The following is a 15,230-nucleotide window of genomic DNA, read 5'->3' as shown; positions in this document are numbered from 1 at the left end:
TGAGCAAAGCGTCTACCTGCGACTCTCTGCGCCGGAATCGAGTCTGTACTTGGGGTTGCGCCAGAAAACTACAGACTCGGCGCTGGCGACGTGCCGCCGGGGGCGAGAAAGGCCCCGCGCAGCCGGCGGGCGCCCGACTCGTCGGGGGAGAGGGGCTCGACGGAACGCCAGCTTCGGGCGAAGCGCGCGGCAGCCTCCCCGGCGAGCGCCGAGCGCACGACCACGAGGGCATGGGACCAGGCGGGTGCGGGGCCAGCATTCAGCAGTTCGAGCGCCGCGGTGAGCCCGCCGCCGCGGCGCAGCTCGAGCGGGCCGACCTCGTCGATGACGAGAAGGCCGGGCCGCCCGACGCCCTTGACATCCGCCGCGAGTCCGGCGAGGCGCGCGTTCACACGGGCGAGTGCAGCGTTGTCAAAGTCCCAGCCTAGGCCGGTCGGGCATCCATCCCCGGCAGGCGTGGCGAGAAGGACGCGCTCGCGCAAGGGCAGGAGCACGTTCTCGATCCCGACCTTCTCGCCGTCGCGCCACACGCCGGGCGCGAGCACGCCGCGCACGGGCACGCCCGCCGCCTCGAGCTCGCGCACGCGCGCCTCGAGCCACGTGGTCTTGCCCGTCCGGACGTCCCCGGTGAGAATGAACAGCATGCGGCCTCCCGACAACCCAACCTGGAGGAAATGATGACAGACGCGTGGTCGCTCTACGACCGGATGATCGCCCAGATTCCCGAGGACGTCCTCGTGCGGCACGTGGCCATGGGCGCCCATCACTGCCTCGTCGAGGCCGAGTGCGGGACGGGCGTGGCGGCGCTCCATCGCGGCGGCGCCCGCCTGCGCATGGAACGCGGCTGGGCGGGCCGCCCCCTGCGCGAGCTCGCGGCCTGCGCCAAGTCCTGGGACTTCGAGGTCGCGTCGGCGGGCGTGGCGGCCCTCAACGCCTGGTACAACCAGCCCGGGCGCCTGGGCACGCTCGGCCTGGTCGAGGACGTGCCGAGCACGGACCCCTTCGTCTTCCTGCCCGCGGTGGCCGCCCGCATGGCGGCCGAGAAGAACGACGGCTCGCAGCCCCGCGCGGTGGTGGTCGGCCACTTCCCGCACCTCGCGGCCCTCGCGGAGCACGCGGACGTCGCCGTGCTCGAGCGCGCCGCCCGCACGGACGCGGACCTGCCGGACACCGCCTGCGAGTACCTGCTCCCGGGCTGCGACCTCGCCGTCATGACGGGCATGACGCTCGCCAACAAGACCATGCCGCGCCTGCTCGAGCTCGCCCGCGACGCGCTCGCGACCGTGGTCGGGCCGTCGGCCACGATCTGTGCGCCGGTCCTCGACGCGGGCGCGGACCTCGTCGCCGGCAGCGTGGTCGCCGACGCCGCGCTCGCCCGCGAGGTCGTGACCTGCGGCGCTCCCCTCCACGGCTGCGGCGCGCTCGAGCACGTGCTCGTGGCAGCGCCTCGCGGCCGAGCCGCCCTGGAGGCCGCCTCCCCAATGTAAGGGCTTTGTAAGCCCCGGGCGAGCGAGGGGTCCCACCGGGCTTTTCGCCCTTGCAACATGCGCGTTTACGCTATCCTTATCGGGCGTTTACAAAGCTGTGACAATTGCCCGCCCCCGCGCGGCATAGAGGAAGCGAGTTCGCCCTTGATTAGCTTTGAGCAGTTCCTCGGCGTTTTGTCGAGCAACCCCTTTCTGATCATCGTCATGGTTCTCGTCATGGGCACGATCTTCGTGAACGGCGCCACCGACGCGGCCAACGCCATCGCCGAGCCCGTAGGGACCCGCTCCATCGACGTCGACTCGGCGATCTTCATGAGCGTCATCTGCAACTTCGTGGGTCTCGTCGCCATGTCGTTCATCTCCACCGCCGTCGCCGACACGATTTCCGGCATGGTGGACTTCGGCGGCGACTCGCACGCCGCGCTCATCGCGCTGGCCGCGGCCACGGTGGGCATCGTGGCCTGGGGCCTCGGCGCCTGGGCCTTCGGCATCCCCACCTCCGAGAGCCACGCGCTCATCGCCGGCCTCACCGGCGCCGCCCTCGCGGTCTCCGGCGGCCTCGACGGCGTCAACATGGGCGAGTGGATCAAGGTCGTCTACGGCCTCGTGCTCTCCACGGTGCTCGGCTTCCTCGCGGGCTGGGTGATCTCCAAGGTCATCCCGATCGCCTGCCGCAACGCCGACCGCCGCACCGCCAACAACTTCTTCGGCCGCATGCAGGTGCTCGGCGCCGCCGGCGTGGCGCTCATGCACGGCGCGCAGGACGGCCAGAAGTTCATGTCCACGGCCATGCTCGCCATCGCGCTCTCGCTCAACATGACGGTCGGCGAGATGGGCGGCTTCCCGCTGTGGATCATGGTGCTCTGCGCCGCGGTCATGGCGATCGGTACCGCCGTGGGCGGCAAGAAGATCATCAAGAAGGTCGGCATGGAGATGGTGCGCCTGGACAAGTACCAGGGCTTCGCCGCCTCCGTCTCGGCCACGGCGTCGCTTCTCATCGCGACGCTCACGGGTCTGCCCGTCTCCACCACGCACACCAAGACCGCGGCCATCATGGGCGCCGGCGCCGCCAAGGACCCCAAGTCCGTCAACTGGGGCGTCGCCAAGGAGATGGTCCTCACCTGGGTCTTCACGTTCCCGGGCTGCGGTGTCATCGGCTACATCCTCGCCAGGCTCTTCCTGGTGCTGTTCTAGTCCCGACCGAGTCCCGACCGCACGTTCTTCTCGCCAGCGCGTCCGTCAACGAAAAGGAGTCACCATGCCCCGCATCAAGAAGGAAGACGAGTTCTACACCATGCTCAAGGAGTTCGCAGCCCTCATCGTCGAGGCGGCGGACGAGTACCACAAGATCATCTGCGAGTTCCCCGAGTCCATGAGCTCGATCCCGCAGATGAAGGTCTACGAGTCCACCTGCGACGAGCGCGTGAAGTCCATCATGGCCAAGCTCTACACCTCCTTCATCACGCCGATCGACCGCGAGGACATCTCCAGCCTGGCGCTCGCCATGGACGACGTCGTGGACTCCATGTACGGCGTCGCGGTGCGCCTCGACCTCTTCAACATCGGCGACCTGCGCATCGAGGCCAAGCAGATCTCCGAGCTCACGCTCCACGCCGTCCACGAGATGCAGGAGATGATCAACCACCTGCCCGACTACAAGAAGGACCGCGTGGTGCTCGACAAGGCCATCGAGATCGGCACCGTGGAGGACGAGGGCGACACCGTCTACCAGAAGGCGCTGCGTCGCCTCTTCTCCGACGAGGAGGACGCCTCCGGCAAGTACGCGGTCACCTGGCTGCGCATCTTCGACCGCATGGAGCTCTGCCTCGACGCGTGCGACCGCGTCTCCGGCATCGTGCGCGACATCATCATGAAGGACGCCTAGCGAGAAGAACCTCTCGCTCGTGGGGCCGCCCCGGCAGCCTCCCGACCTTCACGCAGGACTGCGCTTCGCGGAAGATCCTGCTTAGAAGGTCGGGAGGCTGCCGGGGCGGCTCGCGTCGATGGCCTCTCTTACCCGAGAGGGGGCTGAGGTGCTTCTCCTCTTGGTGGGCCACTCGCTTCCCCTCCGGGTGTGTACGAAGTTGGAAAATTAATATGGTGCCTTGAGATTGTGTTTCCGCAGGCAGAATGGTTGGCGAGAAAAACATCAAGGGTGCAACTTCGTACATACCCGGAAGAGGGGGGCGCGGTATACTTGCAAGTGACGGGGCGTTGCTTGTGGAGAGGGGATGCCATGCTGTATCGGGACTTCCAGGGGCTCAGGCTTTCGACGCTCGGGTTCGGGGCGATGCGGCTGCCGTGCGTCGAGGGCAGCGACACCGAGCCCGACCAGGCCGCCGTCGACGAGATGGTGGACTACGCGCTCGCTCAGGGCGTGAACTACTTCGACACGGCGTGGGGCTACCACGGCGGGCGCTCTGAGGTCGTGATCGGCCGCTCCCTCGCGCGCCACCCGCGCGACGCCTACTTCCTGGCGGACAAGTTCCCGGGCTACGACCTCGCCAACATGGGCAAGGTCGAGGAGATCTTCGAGGAGCAGCTCCGCAAGACCGGCGCCGGGCACTTCGACTTCTACCTCTTCCACAACGTGTGCGAGAAGAACGTGGACGAGTACCTCAACCCCGCCAACGGGATCCTCGACTACCTGCTGGGGCAGAGGCGGGCCGGGCGCATCCGCCACCTGGGCTTCTCGGCGCACGGCGACCTGCCGTGCCTCACGCGCTTCCTCGACGCGTACGGCGAGCACATGGAGTTCTGCCAGCTCCAGATCAACTACCTGGACTGGGAGTTCCAGAACGCCCGCGGCAAGGTCGAGCTGATGCGCTCGCGCGGCATCCCCGTCTGGGTCATGGAGCCGGTGCGCGGCGGCAAGCTGACGCAGCTCTCGGAGGAGAACGCCGCGATTCTCGCCGAGGCGCGCCCGGACGAGTCGCCCGCGGGCTGGGCCTTCCGCTTCGTGCAGGGCATCCCTGAGGTGGTGGTCACGCTCTCCGGCATGTCGAACCTCGAGCAGCTGCGCCAGAACGTGGCGACGTTCTCCGAGGAGCGCCCGCTGGGCGAGAGGGACCGTGCGGCCCTGGGGCGCGTGGTGGGCAACATGCTCGGCCGCCACACGGTGCCCTGCACGGCATGCCGCTACTGCACGGACCACTGCCCGATGGGCCTGGACATCCCCAAGCTGCTCGAGCTCTACAACGAGGCCATGGTGACGGGCGGCGACGGCGGCTTCATCCCGTCCATGTACGTGAGCACGCTGCCTAAGGACAAGCGCCCGGGCGCCTGCGTCGGGTGCGGCAGCTGCGCGGCGGTGTGCCCGCAGCGGATCGACATCCCCGGCACGCTCGCGGACTTTGCGTCGCGCCTCGCCGGGTGATACAAAGGGGCTGTCCTTTGTCGCGCGTTCGTGAGGAGACCTGATGGCGAGACCCCGGCACCTCGAGGCGGTGCTCTTTGACTTCGACGGCACGCTCTGCAACACCGAGGTGGAGAACCTGCGCCTGGTGCAGGACGTGCTGCGGCAGATGGGCGCCGAGGTGCCCATGGCGGAGCTCGAGGTGCTCACGGGCGGGGAGGACCGCGTGACCGTCCCGCCGATCCTCGAGAGGCACGGCGTCGCCGGCACGATCGACGACTACGAGCGCCTGCGCGACAACTGCTACCGCACCTACGCCGAGGCCCCGCTCGAGCTGGAGCCCGGGGCGCTCGACCTTCTCGACGGCCTGCGGGCGCGCGGCGTGAAGGTGGGCCTCGTCTCCATGACGGTGGCACGCTGCATCCTCACCGGCGTGGCGCGCCTGGGGATCATGGACCGCTTCGACGCGATCGTCTGCGGCGACATGGTCGAGCGGCGCAAGCCCGCGCCCGACCCGTACCTGCGCGCGATGGAGCTTCTGGGCGCGGACCCCGGGGCCTGCGTCGCCGTGGAGGACTCGCCGACGGGCATCGGCTCGGCCAAGGCCGCCGGCTGCCACGTCGTCGCCTACACCGGCGGCGACATCGTCCAGGACGTGAGCGCCGCCGACGAGGTCGTCGACTCGTTCGTGGGGCTTGCGCTCTAGGCGAGCTCTGCCGCAAGCGCCAGCAGCTCGTCCACGTCCTTCTCGGCCGTGGCCCAGGAGCAGACGAAGCGCGCGACCACGTTGCCGTCGCCCAGCTCGTAGAAGGTCTCGCAGCCGCACGCGGCCTCGAAGGCGTCGCGCTGCGCCGGCGTCATCACGAAGAACTGCTGGTTGGAGGGCGCCTCGCCGTAGGGCGAGAAGCCCAGGCGCACGAGGCCCTCGCGCAGGCGGAATGCGCACGCGTTGGCGTTGCGGGCCAGGCGCCAGTAGAGCGCCTCGCCGCCGTCGGCCGGCTGCTCGAACGCCGCCTCGAACTGCACGCCCAAGAGGCGCCCCTTGGCGAGAAGACCGCCGCGCTCCTTCTGCAGGAACGGGAAGGCCTCGCGCAGGCGCGGGTCGGCGATGACCATGGCCTCGCCGAAGAGCATGCCGTTCTTGGTGCCGCCGATGTAGAACGCGCCGCAGCGTGCGGCGATGTGCTCGAGCGTGAGGCCTCCGGCCGCCGGGGAGGTGAGGCCGGAGCCCAGGCGGGCGCCGTCGAGGAAGACGGGCAGGCCCTTCTCGTCCGCCCAGTCGCAGATCGCGTCGAAGCGCGCCTTGTCCCACACGCCGCCGAGCTCGGTGGTGTTGGAGACGTAGACGCAGCCGGGGCGCGTCATGTGGCGGCCCGTGGAGGTCTGGAAGCGCCAGACGCGCTCGGCGGCCTCGGGGGTGAGGAAGCCGTCGGCGTCGTCGGTGGGCAGCACGGTGCGGCCGCACGCGGCGACGGCGCCGGTCTCGTGGACGTTGATGTGGGCGTCCTTGGTGCAGACGGCGCCCTCCCAGTCGCGCAGGAGCCCGGTCACGCCGATGACGTTGGCCGAGGTGCCGCCGATGCAGAACTCCACGTCCACGTCGTCGCGGCCGCACGCGGCGCGGATGAGCTCGCGAGCGCGCTCGCAGTGCGGGTCGCCCTCGGTGTAGCCGACGGTCTGCTCGTCGTTGGTGGCGGCGAGCGCGGCCAGGATCTCGGGCGCGGCGCCCTCGGAGTAGTCGTTGCGGAACATGCGCATGGTGTCCCTCGGTTCAACTTGGTGAAAAACGTATCCCGTACGTTGTATCACGGCTCGCGATGCGCGCGAGGCAGAAAAACCGGGCTGCTGTGTCACTTTTCGCCCCATTTGTGTGCCTCGTGCTGGAGAGGCTGGATTCCGAAGAGGCCGAAAGGGAGGAAACCCCAGATAGAGATTTCTAAACTTATGGGCAATCGCCTCAACGCCCTCGTTCATCCACACAAACGAGGCGAAAAGTGACACTGGAGAGCCAAAAAACCGCCTCGACCCCTTTTGGGAACGCGTGACGCGCCGCCGGAGCGCACCGCCGCGGCGCAGCCGCTCAGCGTCGCGCAATGTTACAACCTCCGCAACCCGTCGTTCCTCTCGTCCGGAATGGGTTTATCGTTTCCGGCAGCACACAAACCCGGCAGGAGGGCAATCATGGCAGTGGAGAAGAAGGACATCGACTGGGGCAGCCTCGGCTTTGCCTACCAGCCCACCGACTACAGCTACGTCTGCAACTATCGCGACGGCGCCTGGGAGGAGGGTGGCCTCACCACCGACCACACCCTCACGCTCTCCGAGTGCGCGGGCATCTTCCACTACTGCCAGGAGGTCTTCGAGGGCCTCAAGGCCTACACCACCAAGGACGGCGACATCGTCTGCTTCCGCCCGGACCTCAACGCCTCCCGCATGGCCGACTCCGCGCGCCGCATCGTGATGCCGCCGTTCCCGGAGGACAAGTTCGTCGAGGCCGTCAAGATGGTCGTCAAGGCCAACGAGGCGTGGGTGCCGCCCTTCGGCTCCGGCGCCACGCTCTACGTGCGGCCGTTCATGGTGGCCACCGGCGAGGTCATCGGCGTCGCGCCGGCCAAGGAGTACCAGTTCCGCATCCTCGTGACGCCCGTGGGCCCGTACTACTCGGGCGGCGTCAAGCCCGTGGCCGTCAAGGTCCCCGAGTACGACCGTGCCGCGCCGCACGGCACCGGCGCCATCAAGGCCGGCCTCAACTACGCGATGTCCCTCTACCCGAGCGTCCAGGCGCATGCCGAGGGCTTCGCGGACAACATGTACCTCGACCCGCAGACCCACACCTTCGTGGAGGAGTCCGGCGGCGCGAACTTCCTGTTTGTCGACAAGGACGGCGTGCTCGTGGTTCCGCAGTCCGCGACGGACTCCATCCTGCCGTCCATCACGCGCCGCAGCCTCGTGCAGGTGGCGCAGGACATGCTCGGCATGACCGTGGTGGAGCGCCCGGTCAAGTTCGAGGAGGTCGCGAGCGGCGCCTTCGTCGAGTGCGGCATGTGCGGCACCGCGGCCGTGATCAGCCCCGTGGGCAAGGTCGTCAACGGCGACACCGAGGTCGTCTTCGGCGAGGGCGGCATGGAGCACGTCGGCCCCGTCATGGCGAAGCTCCGCGAGACGCTCACCGGTATTCAGGCCGGCGAGATCGAGGGCCCCGAGGGCTGGGTCGTCAAGATCGCCTAGACGAGCTCGATGACGCCCGCCGCCTCGTCGACGCGGGCCGCGAGGCCAAAGAGCGCGGCGAAGTCGTCGACGGGCATCTCCACGGCGTCGCCGATGCTGGCATCGGTGGCGTCGCAGCTCACGATGGTCGTTTGCCCGTTCAGCTCCAGCTGTGCGGCGTTCCTGCCGTCCTCGAACCCGAGGTACTCCATGCGGCCGTCGATGCCGTCGACGCTCCACGCGAAGTACCCGTCGCCGTCCTCGTAGGTACCGCCCGCGAGGCCCGCCACCTGCTGCACGAGCCACGAGCCGCTCTCGCCGCCCTCCCGGGGGTCCGTGCCGCCCATGTCGACGCGGACGAGGTAGCAGCCCTGCTCCTCGCTCCAGCGCGCGACGACGCCCCCGCCATGGGATTTGTGGCTGCGCTGGTAGGGGTTCGTGGCGTCGCCGAAGCTCGTCTCGCCCAGCGCGAAGGGTACCTCCGCGCCGCGCACCGTGACGCGGTCGATCGCGGTCCGGTGAAGAGCCTCAAGGGACCCGTCCGGCAGCGTCGGGTCGTCCGGCGCGTCGCCGTCGACGACGAGCTGCGCGTAGGCGCGCGCGAGCTGGTCGAGCTCCTCCTCGGCGTCGAGCGCGCCGTAGAGGCCCACGTCGCCGAGGTGCTCCCAGCCCTCGGGCTCGCCGTCATCGGCCGAGAGGGTCCCGTCGAACCAGCGGACGCCCACCGAGCAGGAGGCGTTCTCCCGGACCCACTCGGCGGGGTTGTACGCGAGCTCCGGCTCGTAGAGGGCGTCGACCTCCCCGAGCAGTCGCAGGGCCTCCTCGAGCTGCTCGTAGCTGCTCACGTAGAGGCAGGGCTGGTCGGGCAGGAAGACCAGGCCGCCGCCCGCCCCGTCGCCCACGCGCTCGGAGAGCGCCGCCATCACGTCGTCGTGGTAGAGCCCCCTCACGACGCTCTGGTAGTCGCAGCTGAGGGACGTGTCGTAATAGGACGGGAAGAGCCCGCTCTCGACGAGGTACACCTCGCTCGTCGCGGTGAACGTGAGGTCGCGCTCGGTGGAGCGCAGCGTGTAGACCACCTGCTGCGGGAGCTCGCTCGCCTCCTCGAAGGAGACGAGCTCGTAGCCCTCGTTCGGGCACGCCTCCGCGACGACGGCGGAGACCTCCTCGGGGCCGGGGGCGGGGGAGTCGGCGGGGACCCCGCACCCGCAGAGCATGGCCGAGGCGCCCAGGCAGAGCGCGGTCGCAAGGGCGAGAAGGGCACGGTTTCTGCGTCGCATGGCCACCTCCGGCGTCGAATTGTGGGTCATTGTAGCAGCGCACGCCCCCGGCCTCGCGTTCTTCTCGCCCGGCGGCGCTCTCGCGGTATACTTGACGGCTGTGAAACCGCGAGAAGCGCACGGCGAGAAGGGAATCGCACGATGGCACAGAAGGTTCAGGGGACCGAGGACCTCTACGGCGGCTACATGCGCGCCTGGCAGCGCATGGTCGACGTGGCGCGCGAGCTCTTCGGCGCGTACGGCTTCGACATGATCGAGACGCCGGCCATCGAGCAGGTGGACACCTTCGTCCACGGCATCGGCGAGTCCACCGACGTCGTGCGCAAGGAGATGTTCCGCGTGGTCTCCGGCGCGCTCTTCGGCGACCTGCTGGAGAAGGGGTCCGAGGCGCACCTCAAGCCGCGCCAGCGCATGGCGATGCGCCCCGAGGGCACGGCCGGCGTCGTTCGCTCCGTGGTGGAGAACAACCTCGTGCCGCAGGGCGCGGCCCCGGCCAAGCTCTGGTACGCCGAGGCGATGTTCCGCGGCGAGCGCCCGCAGAGGGGTCGCCTGCGCCAGTTCCACCAGGTGGGCGTCGAGTGGCTCGGCGCGAGCGACCCGGCGGCCGACGCCGAGTGCATCATCATGCTCATGCAGTACTTCGAGCGCCTGGGCTTTGACCGCGAGGACCTGCGCCTCGTGATCAACTCGATGGGCGACGCCGCGTGCCGCCCCGCCTACCGCGAGAAGGTCCGCGCGTTCATCCTGGACCACGCCGACGAGATGTGCGAGGACTGCCTCGAGCGCGCCCAGATCAACCCGCTGCGCGCCTTCGACTGCAAGAACGACCGCTGCCGCGAGATCATGGCCGCGGCGCCGCTCGCGCCGGACAACCTCTGCGAGGAGTGCGCCGCCCACTACGCCGCGGTCAAGCGCTACCTGGACGCCGCCGGCGTGGCCTACGTCGAGGACCCCACGCTGGTGCGCGGCCTGGACTACTACACGCGCACGGTCTTCGAGGTGGAGGCCGTGGGCTCGGGCGTCGGCGCCATCGGCGGCGGCGGTCGCTACGACGGCCTGGTGGAGCTCGAGGGCGGCAAGCCCACGCCGGGCCTGGGCTTCGCGGTGGGCTTCGAGCGCATCGCGCTCGCGCTTGCGGCGGCGGGCGTCGAGATGGGCGGCGACGAGCCGAGCTGCGTCTACGTGGCCACGACCGGCGGCGAGGCGGAGCGTGCGGCGGCCTTCGACGCGTGCCTGGCCCTGCGCGCCGCGGGCGTGCGCACCGAGGCCGACTACCAGGGCCGCTCGCTCAAGAGCCAGTTCAAGCAGGCCGACAAGTTGCACGCGCGCCTCTGCGTGGTGCTCGGCGGCGACGAGGTGGCCGCGCAGGCCGCGACCGTCCGCGACATGGACACGCACGAGCAGGTGCAGGTGCCCATGGCAGAGCTGGTCGATGCCGTGAGGGCCCGCCTCAGATAGGGCGTCGGGCGTCTGCCACGGGCGTCGGGCTTTTGGCGTGCCACTGACGCCAGTGGCATAAGCCCGACGCCCGTGGCAGGCTACTGGTAGCGCAGGGCCTCGACGGGGTCCATCTTGGCGCCTCGGCGCGCAGGGTACCAGCCAAAGACGACGCCGATCCCCACGCAGATGCCCGTCGCCATGGCGACGGTCGCCGGGGAGATGACGGGCACGAGCTCGCCGCTCCCGCCCATCATCGAGCTCAGGGCCGAGCCCGCCACGCTCGCGAGCAGCCATGCCCCGCCGTAGCCGACGCCCACGCCGATGACGCCGCCCACGATGCAGATGGTCACGCTTTCCAGCAGGAACTGCCCAGTGATGTCCCCGCGCCGGGCTCCGAGCGCCTTGCGCAGGCCGATCTCGCGGATGCGCTCGGTCACGTTGGTGAGCATCATGTTCATGATGCCGATGCCGCCCACCAGAAGCGAGATGCTCGCCACCGCGAGCGCGAGCATGCGGAAGGTCGCCGTCGTGGCGTCGAGTTGATCGATGAGCGCCTGTGCCGTCTGGACGTAGACGTAGCCCTCGTCGCTCGAGAATGAGGTCTGCCCCTCCTCGGGGTAGGGGATGTTGTAGCGCTGGTAGAGATAGCTCTCGGTGTTGGCCGCCACGGCGTACATGTCAGAGCCCTCGCGCGCAAAGCCGAGAATCTGCCAGGAGTTGTATCCGCTCCGCCCGATGAGGCGCGTGACGGCGGTCGATGCCGGCATGTAGGCGATGTCGCTCTGGTAGGGCGTGTCGGTCTTGATCGCGCCCACGACGGTGTACTGCGACGAGCCGATGCGCACGGTCTTTCCCACGCAGTCCGCGTCGGGGGAGCCGAAGAGGTTCTGCACCGAGGACCCGCCGAGCACGACGACCATCGCGCCGTCCTCCTCTTCCTCCTCGGTGAAGAGCCTGCCCTGCGTGGCGGAGAGCCCCATGCCCTGGAAGTAGGCGGGCTCGCACGCGGTGATGCTCAGATACTCCACCTCGGCGGTGCTCGACGAGGCCGGGACCCCGGCGTAGGTGTAGCCGGTGACGAACTCGTAGTCGCCCGCGAGCGCCTGGCCCATCTCCTCGATGTCGTCCCGGTCGAGCGGCTGGTTGCCGGGAGGCCAGCAGGTGATGCTGACCGTTCGGGACATGTTGAGGCCGAGCTGGCCCACGAGCTGGGCCTTCACGCCGTCGATGAGCGCCGTCATGGCGATGACGGCCGCGATGCCGATGACGATGCCCAGGATGGTGAGGAGGCTCCGCGCCCGGTTGGCGAGAAGCGCGGACGAGGTCTCGTAGGCGAGGTCGCGGAACTTCATAGGCAGGGCACCCCCAGGAGCCGAGAGCGGTTCTTCGGAGCGGCGGGCGAGGTCGGGGAGGGGCCGTCGGCGTGCCCGCCCTTCTCGCCCGCGTCCTTCTCGCGCTGCGCGAGGTCCGCGAGGTAGGCGCGCTCCTCCTCGTCCGAGAAGAGCCTGCCGTCGCGGATGTGCACGGTGCGGTCTGCCCAGGCGGCCACCTCCGGGTCGTGCGTGATGAGGATGATGGTCTTGCCGCGCCGCTGCATGCGCTGGAAGGTGCGCATGACCATCTCCCCGGTGGCGGTGTCGAGGTTGCCGGTCGGCTCGTCGGCAAGGATGATGGCCGGGTCGTTGACGAGCGCCCGCGCGATGGCGACGCGCTGCATCTGGCCGCCGGAGAGCTCGTTGGACCGGTGGAGGTAGTGCTCCTCCGGCAGGCCCACCGAGCGCAGGGCGCGCCAGGCGGCGAGCTCGCGGTCGCGCATGGGGCGGTCGGAGTAGACGAGCGGCAGCATCACGTTGCGCAGTACCGTGGCGCGCGGCAGCAGGTTGAACGACTGGAAGACAAAGCCGAGCCTGCTGGAGCGCACGTGCGCGAGGTCGTCCTCGGAGAGCTCGGAGACCTCCACGCCCTCGAGCCGATAGGAGCCGGCCGTCGGCCGGTCAAGGCAGCCGAGGGTGTTCATGAGCGTGGACTTGCCTGAGCCCGACGGGCCCATGATGGCGAGGAACTCGCCGCGCGCCACCTGGAGGGAGATGCCGCGCAGGGCGGTGGTGTGGCCGGCGGCCGTCTCGTAGATGCGCCAGAGGCCGCGGACGTCGATGACGGCGGACATGGCTAGGCCGCCGGGGCGTCGGCAGCCGCCACGTCGGCGCCGTCGCCCCCGGCGGCGCCGGCCGCCGCGTCGCCCCCGGCGGACGTCGGGTCGACGGAGAACGGGTCGAGCACCACGAGGTCGCCCTCGGACACGTCGCCCTCGATCACGGCCGTGGTGTCGCTCTGCGCGGGCACGCTCACGTCGCGCCGCTCCACGGCCTCGGTCTCGGGGTCGCTCATCACGTAGACGTAGTACGAGACGCCGTCGTCGGTCATGAGCGCGGAGACGGGCACGGTGAGCGCGTCGGGCACGCTCTGCATGAGGATCTCCACGCTCGCCGTCATACCGGGCTTGAGCTCGGGCGCGGGGTCGGGAATGAGGAGCTCGACGTCGTAGGTGACCACCCCGCCGGAGCCGCCGTAGGGGTCGGCCGCCGCCGTGGTGGAGATGCGCGTTACCTGTGCGTCGAGCATGGTGCCCGGGAGCGCCGAGAAGGTCACGCGTGCCGCCTGCCCCACGGCGATGCGAGAGATGTCGACCTCGTTCACCTGCACCTTGACGGTCATCTGGGACAGGTCGGCGATCTGCACGAGCGGGCCCGAGCCGCCGCCCTCCGCGCCGGAGGACGTCGTCCCGCCCGCGCCGACGGCCGCGCCCGCGACGGCGTTCAGCGCCACGACGGAGCCGGACGCCGGCGCCTTGACGGTGCGCCCGGCGGCCGTTGCGACGGCGTCGTCGTAGGCGTCCTGGGCGATCTCCAGGTTGAGGCGGGAGGTCTCCAGCTCGATGAGCTTGGCGGCGAGGGCGTCCTTGTCCACCTCGTCCGCGTAGTAGAGCTCGTTGTAGGCCTTCTGCACCGCGTCGTTCTCGGCGCGCTTGGTCCTGAGGTCGAGCTCGGCCTGCTTGACAGCGCGGTCGAGCTCGTCGTTCTTGATGGTGAGAAGGACCTGGCCCTCGGCCACGGCGTCGTCGAGCGCCACGTCCACGGACGCGATGACGCCGTCGGCCTTGGGCGTCACCACCACGGAGGTGAGCGGCTGAGCCGTCCCCGTGGCCTGCACGGACTCGGAGAACTCCTCGCGCATGAGCGGGATCGTCTGAAGCGGGGCCTCCTCCGCGGGCTGGCTCGACGCCGAGGTCAGGACCGCCCAGGCGATTCCCGCGGCCACCACGATGCCGCCCACGACGCCCGCCGCGATGACCTTCTTGCGCCGCCGCGCCCGGCGGTGCCGCTGGAGGCTCTCGAGGGCGAGCCGCTCCTCGACGTCCTCCTCGGCGTCGGGGGCGTCCTCCCCCTCCGCATGGGGGAGCTTCATCTTGAGGTCGTCGCGCGTCATGGTGGGTCCGCCTCTCTCGGCAGGTTGAAGGCCGGCTGAACGAATGGGCCGAGCGTAGACCATCGGCGTGCGGCGCGCCATCCCGGGCGGGGCGTCCGAGGAGGTGAGGGGCGGTAAAAGGGCAGGTGAGCGGCGGAACTTACGATACTGTCACACTTGGGGGCTGCCTTGCGCCCTCGGGGCCGCGCCCGCCCGCGCCCGCGCCGCGCCCGCCTGACGCCCCTCACGGGTATGCTGGTGGGGACGAAGGGGGGCGGCGTGGACGGCGCGCGCATCATCTACGAGGACGAGGTCCTTCTCGCCTGCGACAAGCCGGCGGGGATGCTCGTGCACGGGGACGGCACCGGCGCGCGCACGCTCACGGACGTCGTGGCGGAGCACCTCGCGGCAGAGGGCCGCCCGGAGGCGCGCCCGCAGGCCGTGCAGCGCCTCGACGTGGGAACCACGGGGCTCGTGCTCTTCTCGCTCGACCGCGCCACGCAGCCGGCGCTCGACGCGCAGGTCGCGGGCCATGCCATGAACAAGACCTACCTCGCGGTGGTGCGCGGGGCGTTCCCGGGCGGGGAGCGGCTGATCGACCGGCCCATCGGGCGCGACCGCCACGACGCCCGGCGCATGCGCGCCTGCCGGCCGGGGCAGGGCAAGCCCGCCGAGACGCGCGTGCGGCGCGTGGCGAGCTCGGGCGGGCGCTCGCTGCTGAGGGTTGAGCTCCTCACCGGCAGGCGCCACCAGATTCGCGTGCACCTCGCCTCGATGGGGTTTCCCATCGTGGGCGACGAGCTCTACGGCGGGGCGAGAAGGACGGAGGGCCTGCTGCTGCACGCCTGGCGCGAGGAGGTGGTCCATCCCGTGTCCGGCGAGCTCCTGCGCCTTGAGACCGCCTGGCCCGAGCGCCTCTGGCCGTCCCCGCCCCCGGAGGCGCGGGCGCGCCACTGACGTCAGACGTGCCTGGCACGTGTGCCACTGACGTCAGAC

General features: G+C 70.0%; 14 protein-coding genes. 8 read left to right on the top strand and 6 right to left on the bottom strand.

Annotated features, from left to right (window positions below):
* Nucleotides 1-68: 68 nt before the first annotated feature.
* Nucleotides 69-644: a nucleoside-triphosphatase gene (locus tag INF26_RS04840; protein ID WP_193529603.1), complete on the bottom strand. Its 576-nt coding sequence runs from the start codon at nucleotides 642-644 to the stop codon at nucleotides 69-71.
* A 33-nt stretch (nucleotides 645-677) separates the two neighbouring features.
* Here INF26_RS04840 and INF26_RS04835 point away from each other — a divergent pair, with 33 nt between their 5' ends.
* The 5 genes from INF26_RS04835 (at nucleotide 678) to INF26_RS04815 (ending at nucleotide 5,548) form a co-directional block, all read left to right on the top strand.
* Nucleotides 678-1,487, top strand: coding sequence for a Rossmann-like domain-containing protein (locus INF26_RS04835; protein WP_193529602.1), 810 nt, complete (start codon nucleotides 678-680; stop codon nucleotides 1,485-1,487).
* A gap of 144 nt (nucleotides 1,488-1,631) precedes the next feature.
* Entirely contained in the window at nucleotides 1,632-2,681 is a 1,050-nt protein-coding gene (locus INF26_RS04830) for an inorganic phosphate transporter (protein ID WP_193529601.1), read from the top strand.
* A 64-nt stretch (nucleotides 2,682-2,745) separates the two neighbouring features.
* Nucleotides 2,746-3,372 (top strand): DUF47 domain-containing protein, encoded by a 627-nt coding sequence (locus INF26_RS04825; protein WP_193529600.1) that lies wholly within the window; start codon nucleotides 2,746-2,748, stop codon nucleotides 3,370-3,372.
* A 351-nt stretch (nucleotides 3,373-3,723) separates the two neighbouring features.
* The gene (locus INF26_RS04820; RefSeq protein ID WP_193529599.1) at nucleotides 3,724-4,863 is read left to right on the top strand and encodes an aldo/keto reductase; all 1,140 of its coding nucleotides are present in this window, start codon (nucleotides 3,724-3,726) and stop codon (nucleotides 4,861-4,863) included.
* A gap of 43 nt (nucleotides 4,864-4,906) precedes the next feature.
* Complete coding sequence (locus INF26_RS04815; RefSeq protein ID WP_193529598.1) at nucleotides 4,907-5,548, top strand: HAD family hydrolase; 642 nt, start codon at nucleotides 4,907-4,909, stop codon at nucleotides 5,546-5,548.
* Here the strand turns inward: INF26_RS04815 and INF26_RS04810 are convergent.
* Entirely contained in the window at nucleotides 5,545-6,600 is a 1,056-nt protein-coding gene (locus INF26_RS04810; protein ID WP_193529597.1) for a threonine aldolase family protein, read from the bottom strand. The two genes, INF26_RS04815 and INF26_RS04810, sit on opposite strands and share 4 nt — an antisense overlap.
* 423 nt (nucleotides 6,601-7,023) lie before the next feature.
* Here INF26_RS04810 and INF26_RS04805 point away from each other — a divergent pair, with 423 nt between their 5' ends.
* Nucleotides 7,024-8,070 carry a branched-chain amino acid aminotransferase gene (locus INF26_RS04805; RefSeq protein ID WP_193529596.1) on the top strand — a complete coding sequence of 349 codons (1,047 nt, stop codon included), beginning with the start codon at nucleotides 7,024-7,026 and terminating at the stop codon, nucleotides 8,068-8,070.
* On the opposite strand, the gene INF26_RS04800 is transcribed toward INF26_RS04805, so the two are convergent.
* Entirely contained in the window at nucleotides 8,067-9,329 is a 1,263-nt protein-coding gene (locus INF26_RS04800; protein ID WP_193529595.1) for a hypothetical protein, read from the bottom strand. The genes INF26_RS04805 and INF26_RS04800 overlap by 4 nt on opposite strands.
* Nucleotides 9,330-9,470: 141 nt before the next feature.
* Between INF26_RS04800 and hisS the strand changes: the two genes are divergently transcribed.
* Entirely contained in the window at nucleotides 9,471-10,787 is a 1,317-nt protein-coding gene (gene hisS, locus INF26_RS04795; RefSeq protein ID WP_193529594.1) for a histidine--tRNA ligase, read from the top strand.
* An 80-nt stretch (nucleotides 10,788-10,867) separates the two neighbouring features.
* Here hisS and INF26_RS04790 read toward each other — a convergent pair whose 3' ends face one another.
* From INF26_RS04790 to INF26_RS04780, 3 genes are read right to left on the bottom strand one after another with little or no spacing between them, the layout of a single operon-like run.
* Nucleotides 10,868-12,121, bottom strand: a complete 1,254-nt coding sequence (locus INF26_RS04790; RefSeq protein WP_193529593.1) for an ABC transporter permease — start codon at nucleotides 12,119-12,121, stop codon at nucleotides 10,868-10,870.
* The gene (locus tag INF26_RS04785; RefSeq protein ID WP_193529592.1) at nucleotides 12,118-12,936 is read right to left on the bottom strand and encodes an ABC transporter ATP-binding protein; all 819 of its coding nucleotides are present in this window, start codon (nucleotides 12,934-12,936) and stop codon (nucleotides 12,118-12,120) included. The genes INF26_RS04790 and INF26_RS04785 overlap by 4 nt, the downstream gene beginning before the upstream one ends.
* Before the next feature lie 2 nt (nucleotides 12,937-12,938).
* Nucleotides 12,939-14,255 (bottom strand): efflux RND transporter periplasmic adaptor subunit, encoded by a 1,317-nt coding sequence (locus INF26_RS04780; RefSeq protein WP_193529591.1) that lies wholly within the window; start codon nucleotides 14,253-14,255, stop codon nucleotides 12,939-12,941.
* Between the two features lie 258 nt (nucleotides 14,256-14,513).
* Here INF26_RS04780 and INF26_RS04775 point away from each other — a divergent pair, with 258 nt between their 5' ends.
* Nucleotides 14,514-15,191, top strand: a complete 678-nt coding sequence (locus INF26_RS04775) for an RluA family pseudouridine synthase (protein WP_332307310.1) — start codon at nucleotides 14,514-14,516, stop codon at nucleotides 15,189-15,191.
* Nucleotides 15,192-15,230: the final 39 nt, after the last annotated feature.

The sequence above is a fragment of the Thermophilibacter gallinarum genome (assembly GCF_014982725.1).
Lineage (GTDB): Bacteria > Actinomycetota > Coriobacteriia > Coriobacteriales > Atopobiaceae > Thermophilibacter > Thermophilibacter gallinarum.
This window is presented reverse-complemented; position numbering and strand designations above follow the sequence as displayed.

Coding starts and splice junctions, on each gene's coding strand:
- INF26_RS04785 (WP_193529592.1), bottom strand. CDS start 12,936: ATGTCCGCCGTCATCGACGTCCGCGGCCTCTGGCGCATCTACGAGACG.
- INF26_RS04810 (WP_193529597.1), bottom strand. CDS start 6,600: ATGCGCATGTTCCGCAACGACTACTCCGAGGGCGCCGCGCCCGAGATC.
- INF26_RS04780 (WP_193529591.1), bottom strand. CDS start 14,255: ATGACGCGCGACGACCTCAAGATGAAGCTCCCCCATGCGGAGGGGGAG.
- INF26_RS04820 (WP_193529599.1), top strand. CDS start 3,724: ATGCTGTATCGGGACTTCCAGGGGCTCAGGCTTTCGACGCTCGGGTTC.
- hisS (WP_193529594.1), top strand. CDS start 9,471: ATGGCACAGAAGGTTCAGGGGACCGAGGACCTCTACGGCGGCTACATG.
- INF26_RS04835 (WP_193529602.1), top strand. CDS start 678: ATGACAGACGCGTGGTCGCTCTACGACCGGATGATCGCCCAGATTCCC.
- INF26_RS04800 (WP_193529595.1), bottom strand. CDS start 9,329: ATGCGACGCAGAAACCGTGCCCTTCTCGCCCTTGCGACCGCGCTCTGC.
- INF26_RS04815 (WP_193529598.1), top strand. CDS start 4,907: ATGGCGAGACCCCGGCACCTCGAGGCGGTGCTCTTTGACTTCGACGGC.
- INF26_RS04790 (WP_193529593.1), bottom strand. CDS start 12,121: ATGAAGTTCCGCGACCTCGCCTACGAGACCTCGTCCGCGCTTCTCGCC.
- INF26_RS04840 (WP_193529603.1), bottom strand. CDS start 644: ATGCTGTTCATTCTCACCGGGGACGTCCGGACGGGCAAGACCACGTGG.
- INF26_RS04825 (WP_193529600.1), top strand. CDS start 2,746: ATGCCCCGCATCAAGAAGGAAGACGAGTTCTACACCATGCTCAAGGAG.
- INF26_RS04805 (WP_193529596.1), top strand. CDS start 7,024: ATGGCAGTGGAGAAGAAGGACATCGACTGGGGCAGCCTCGGCTTTGCC.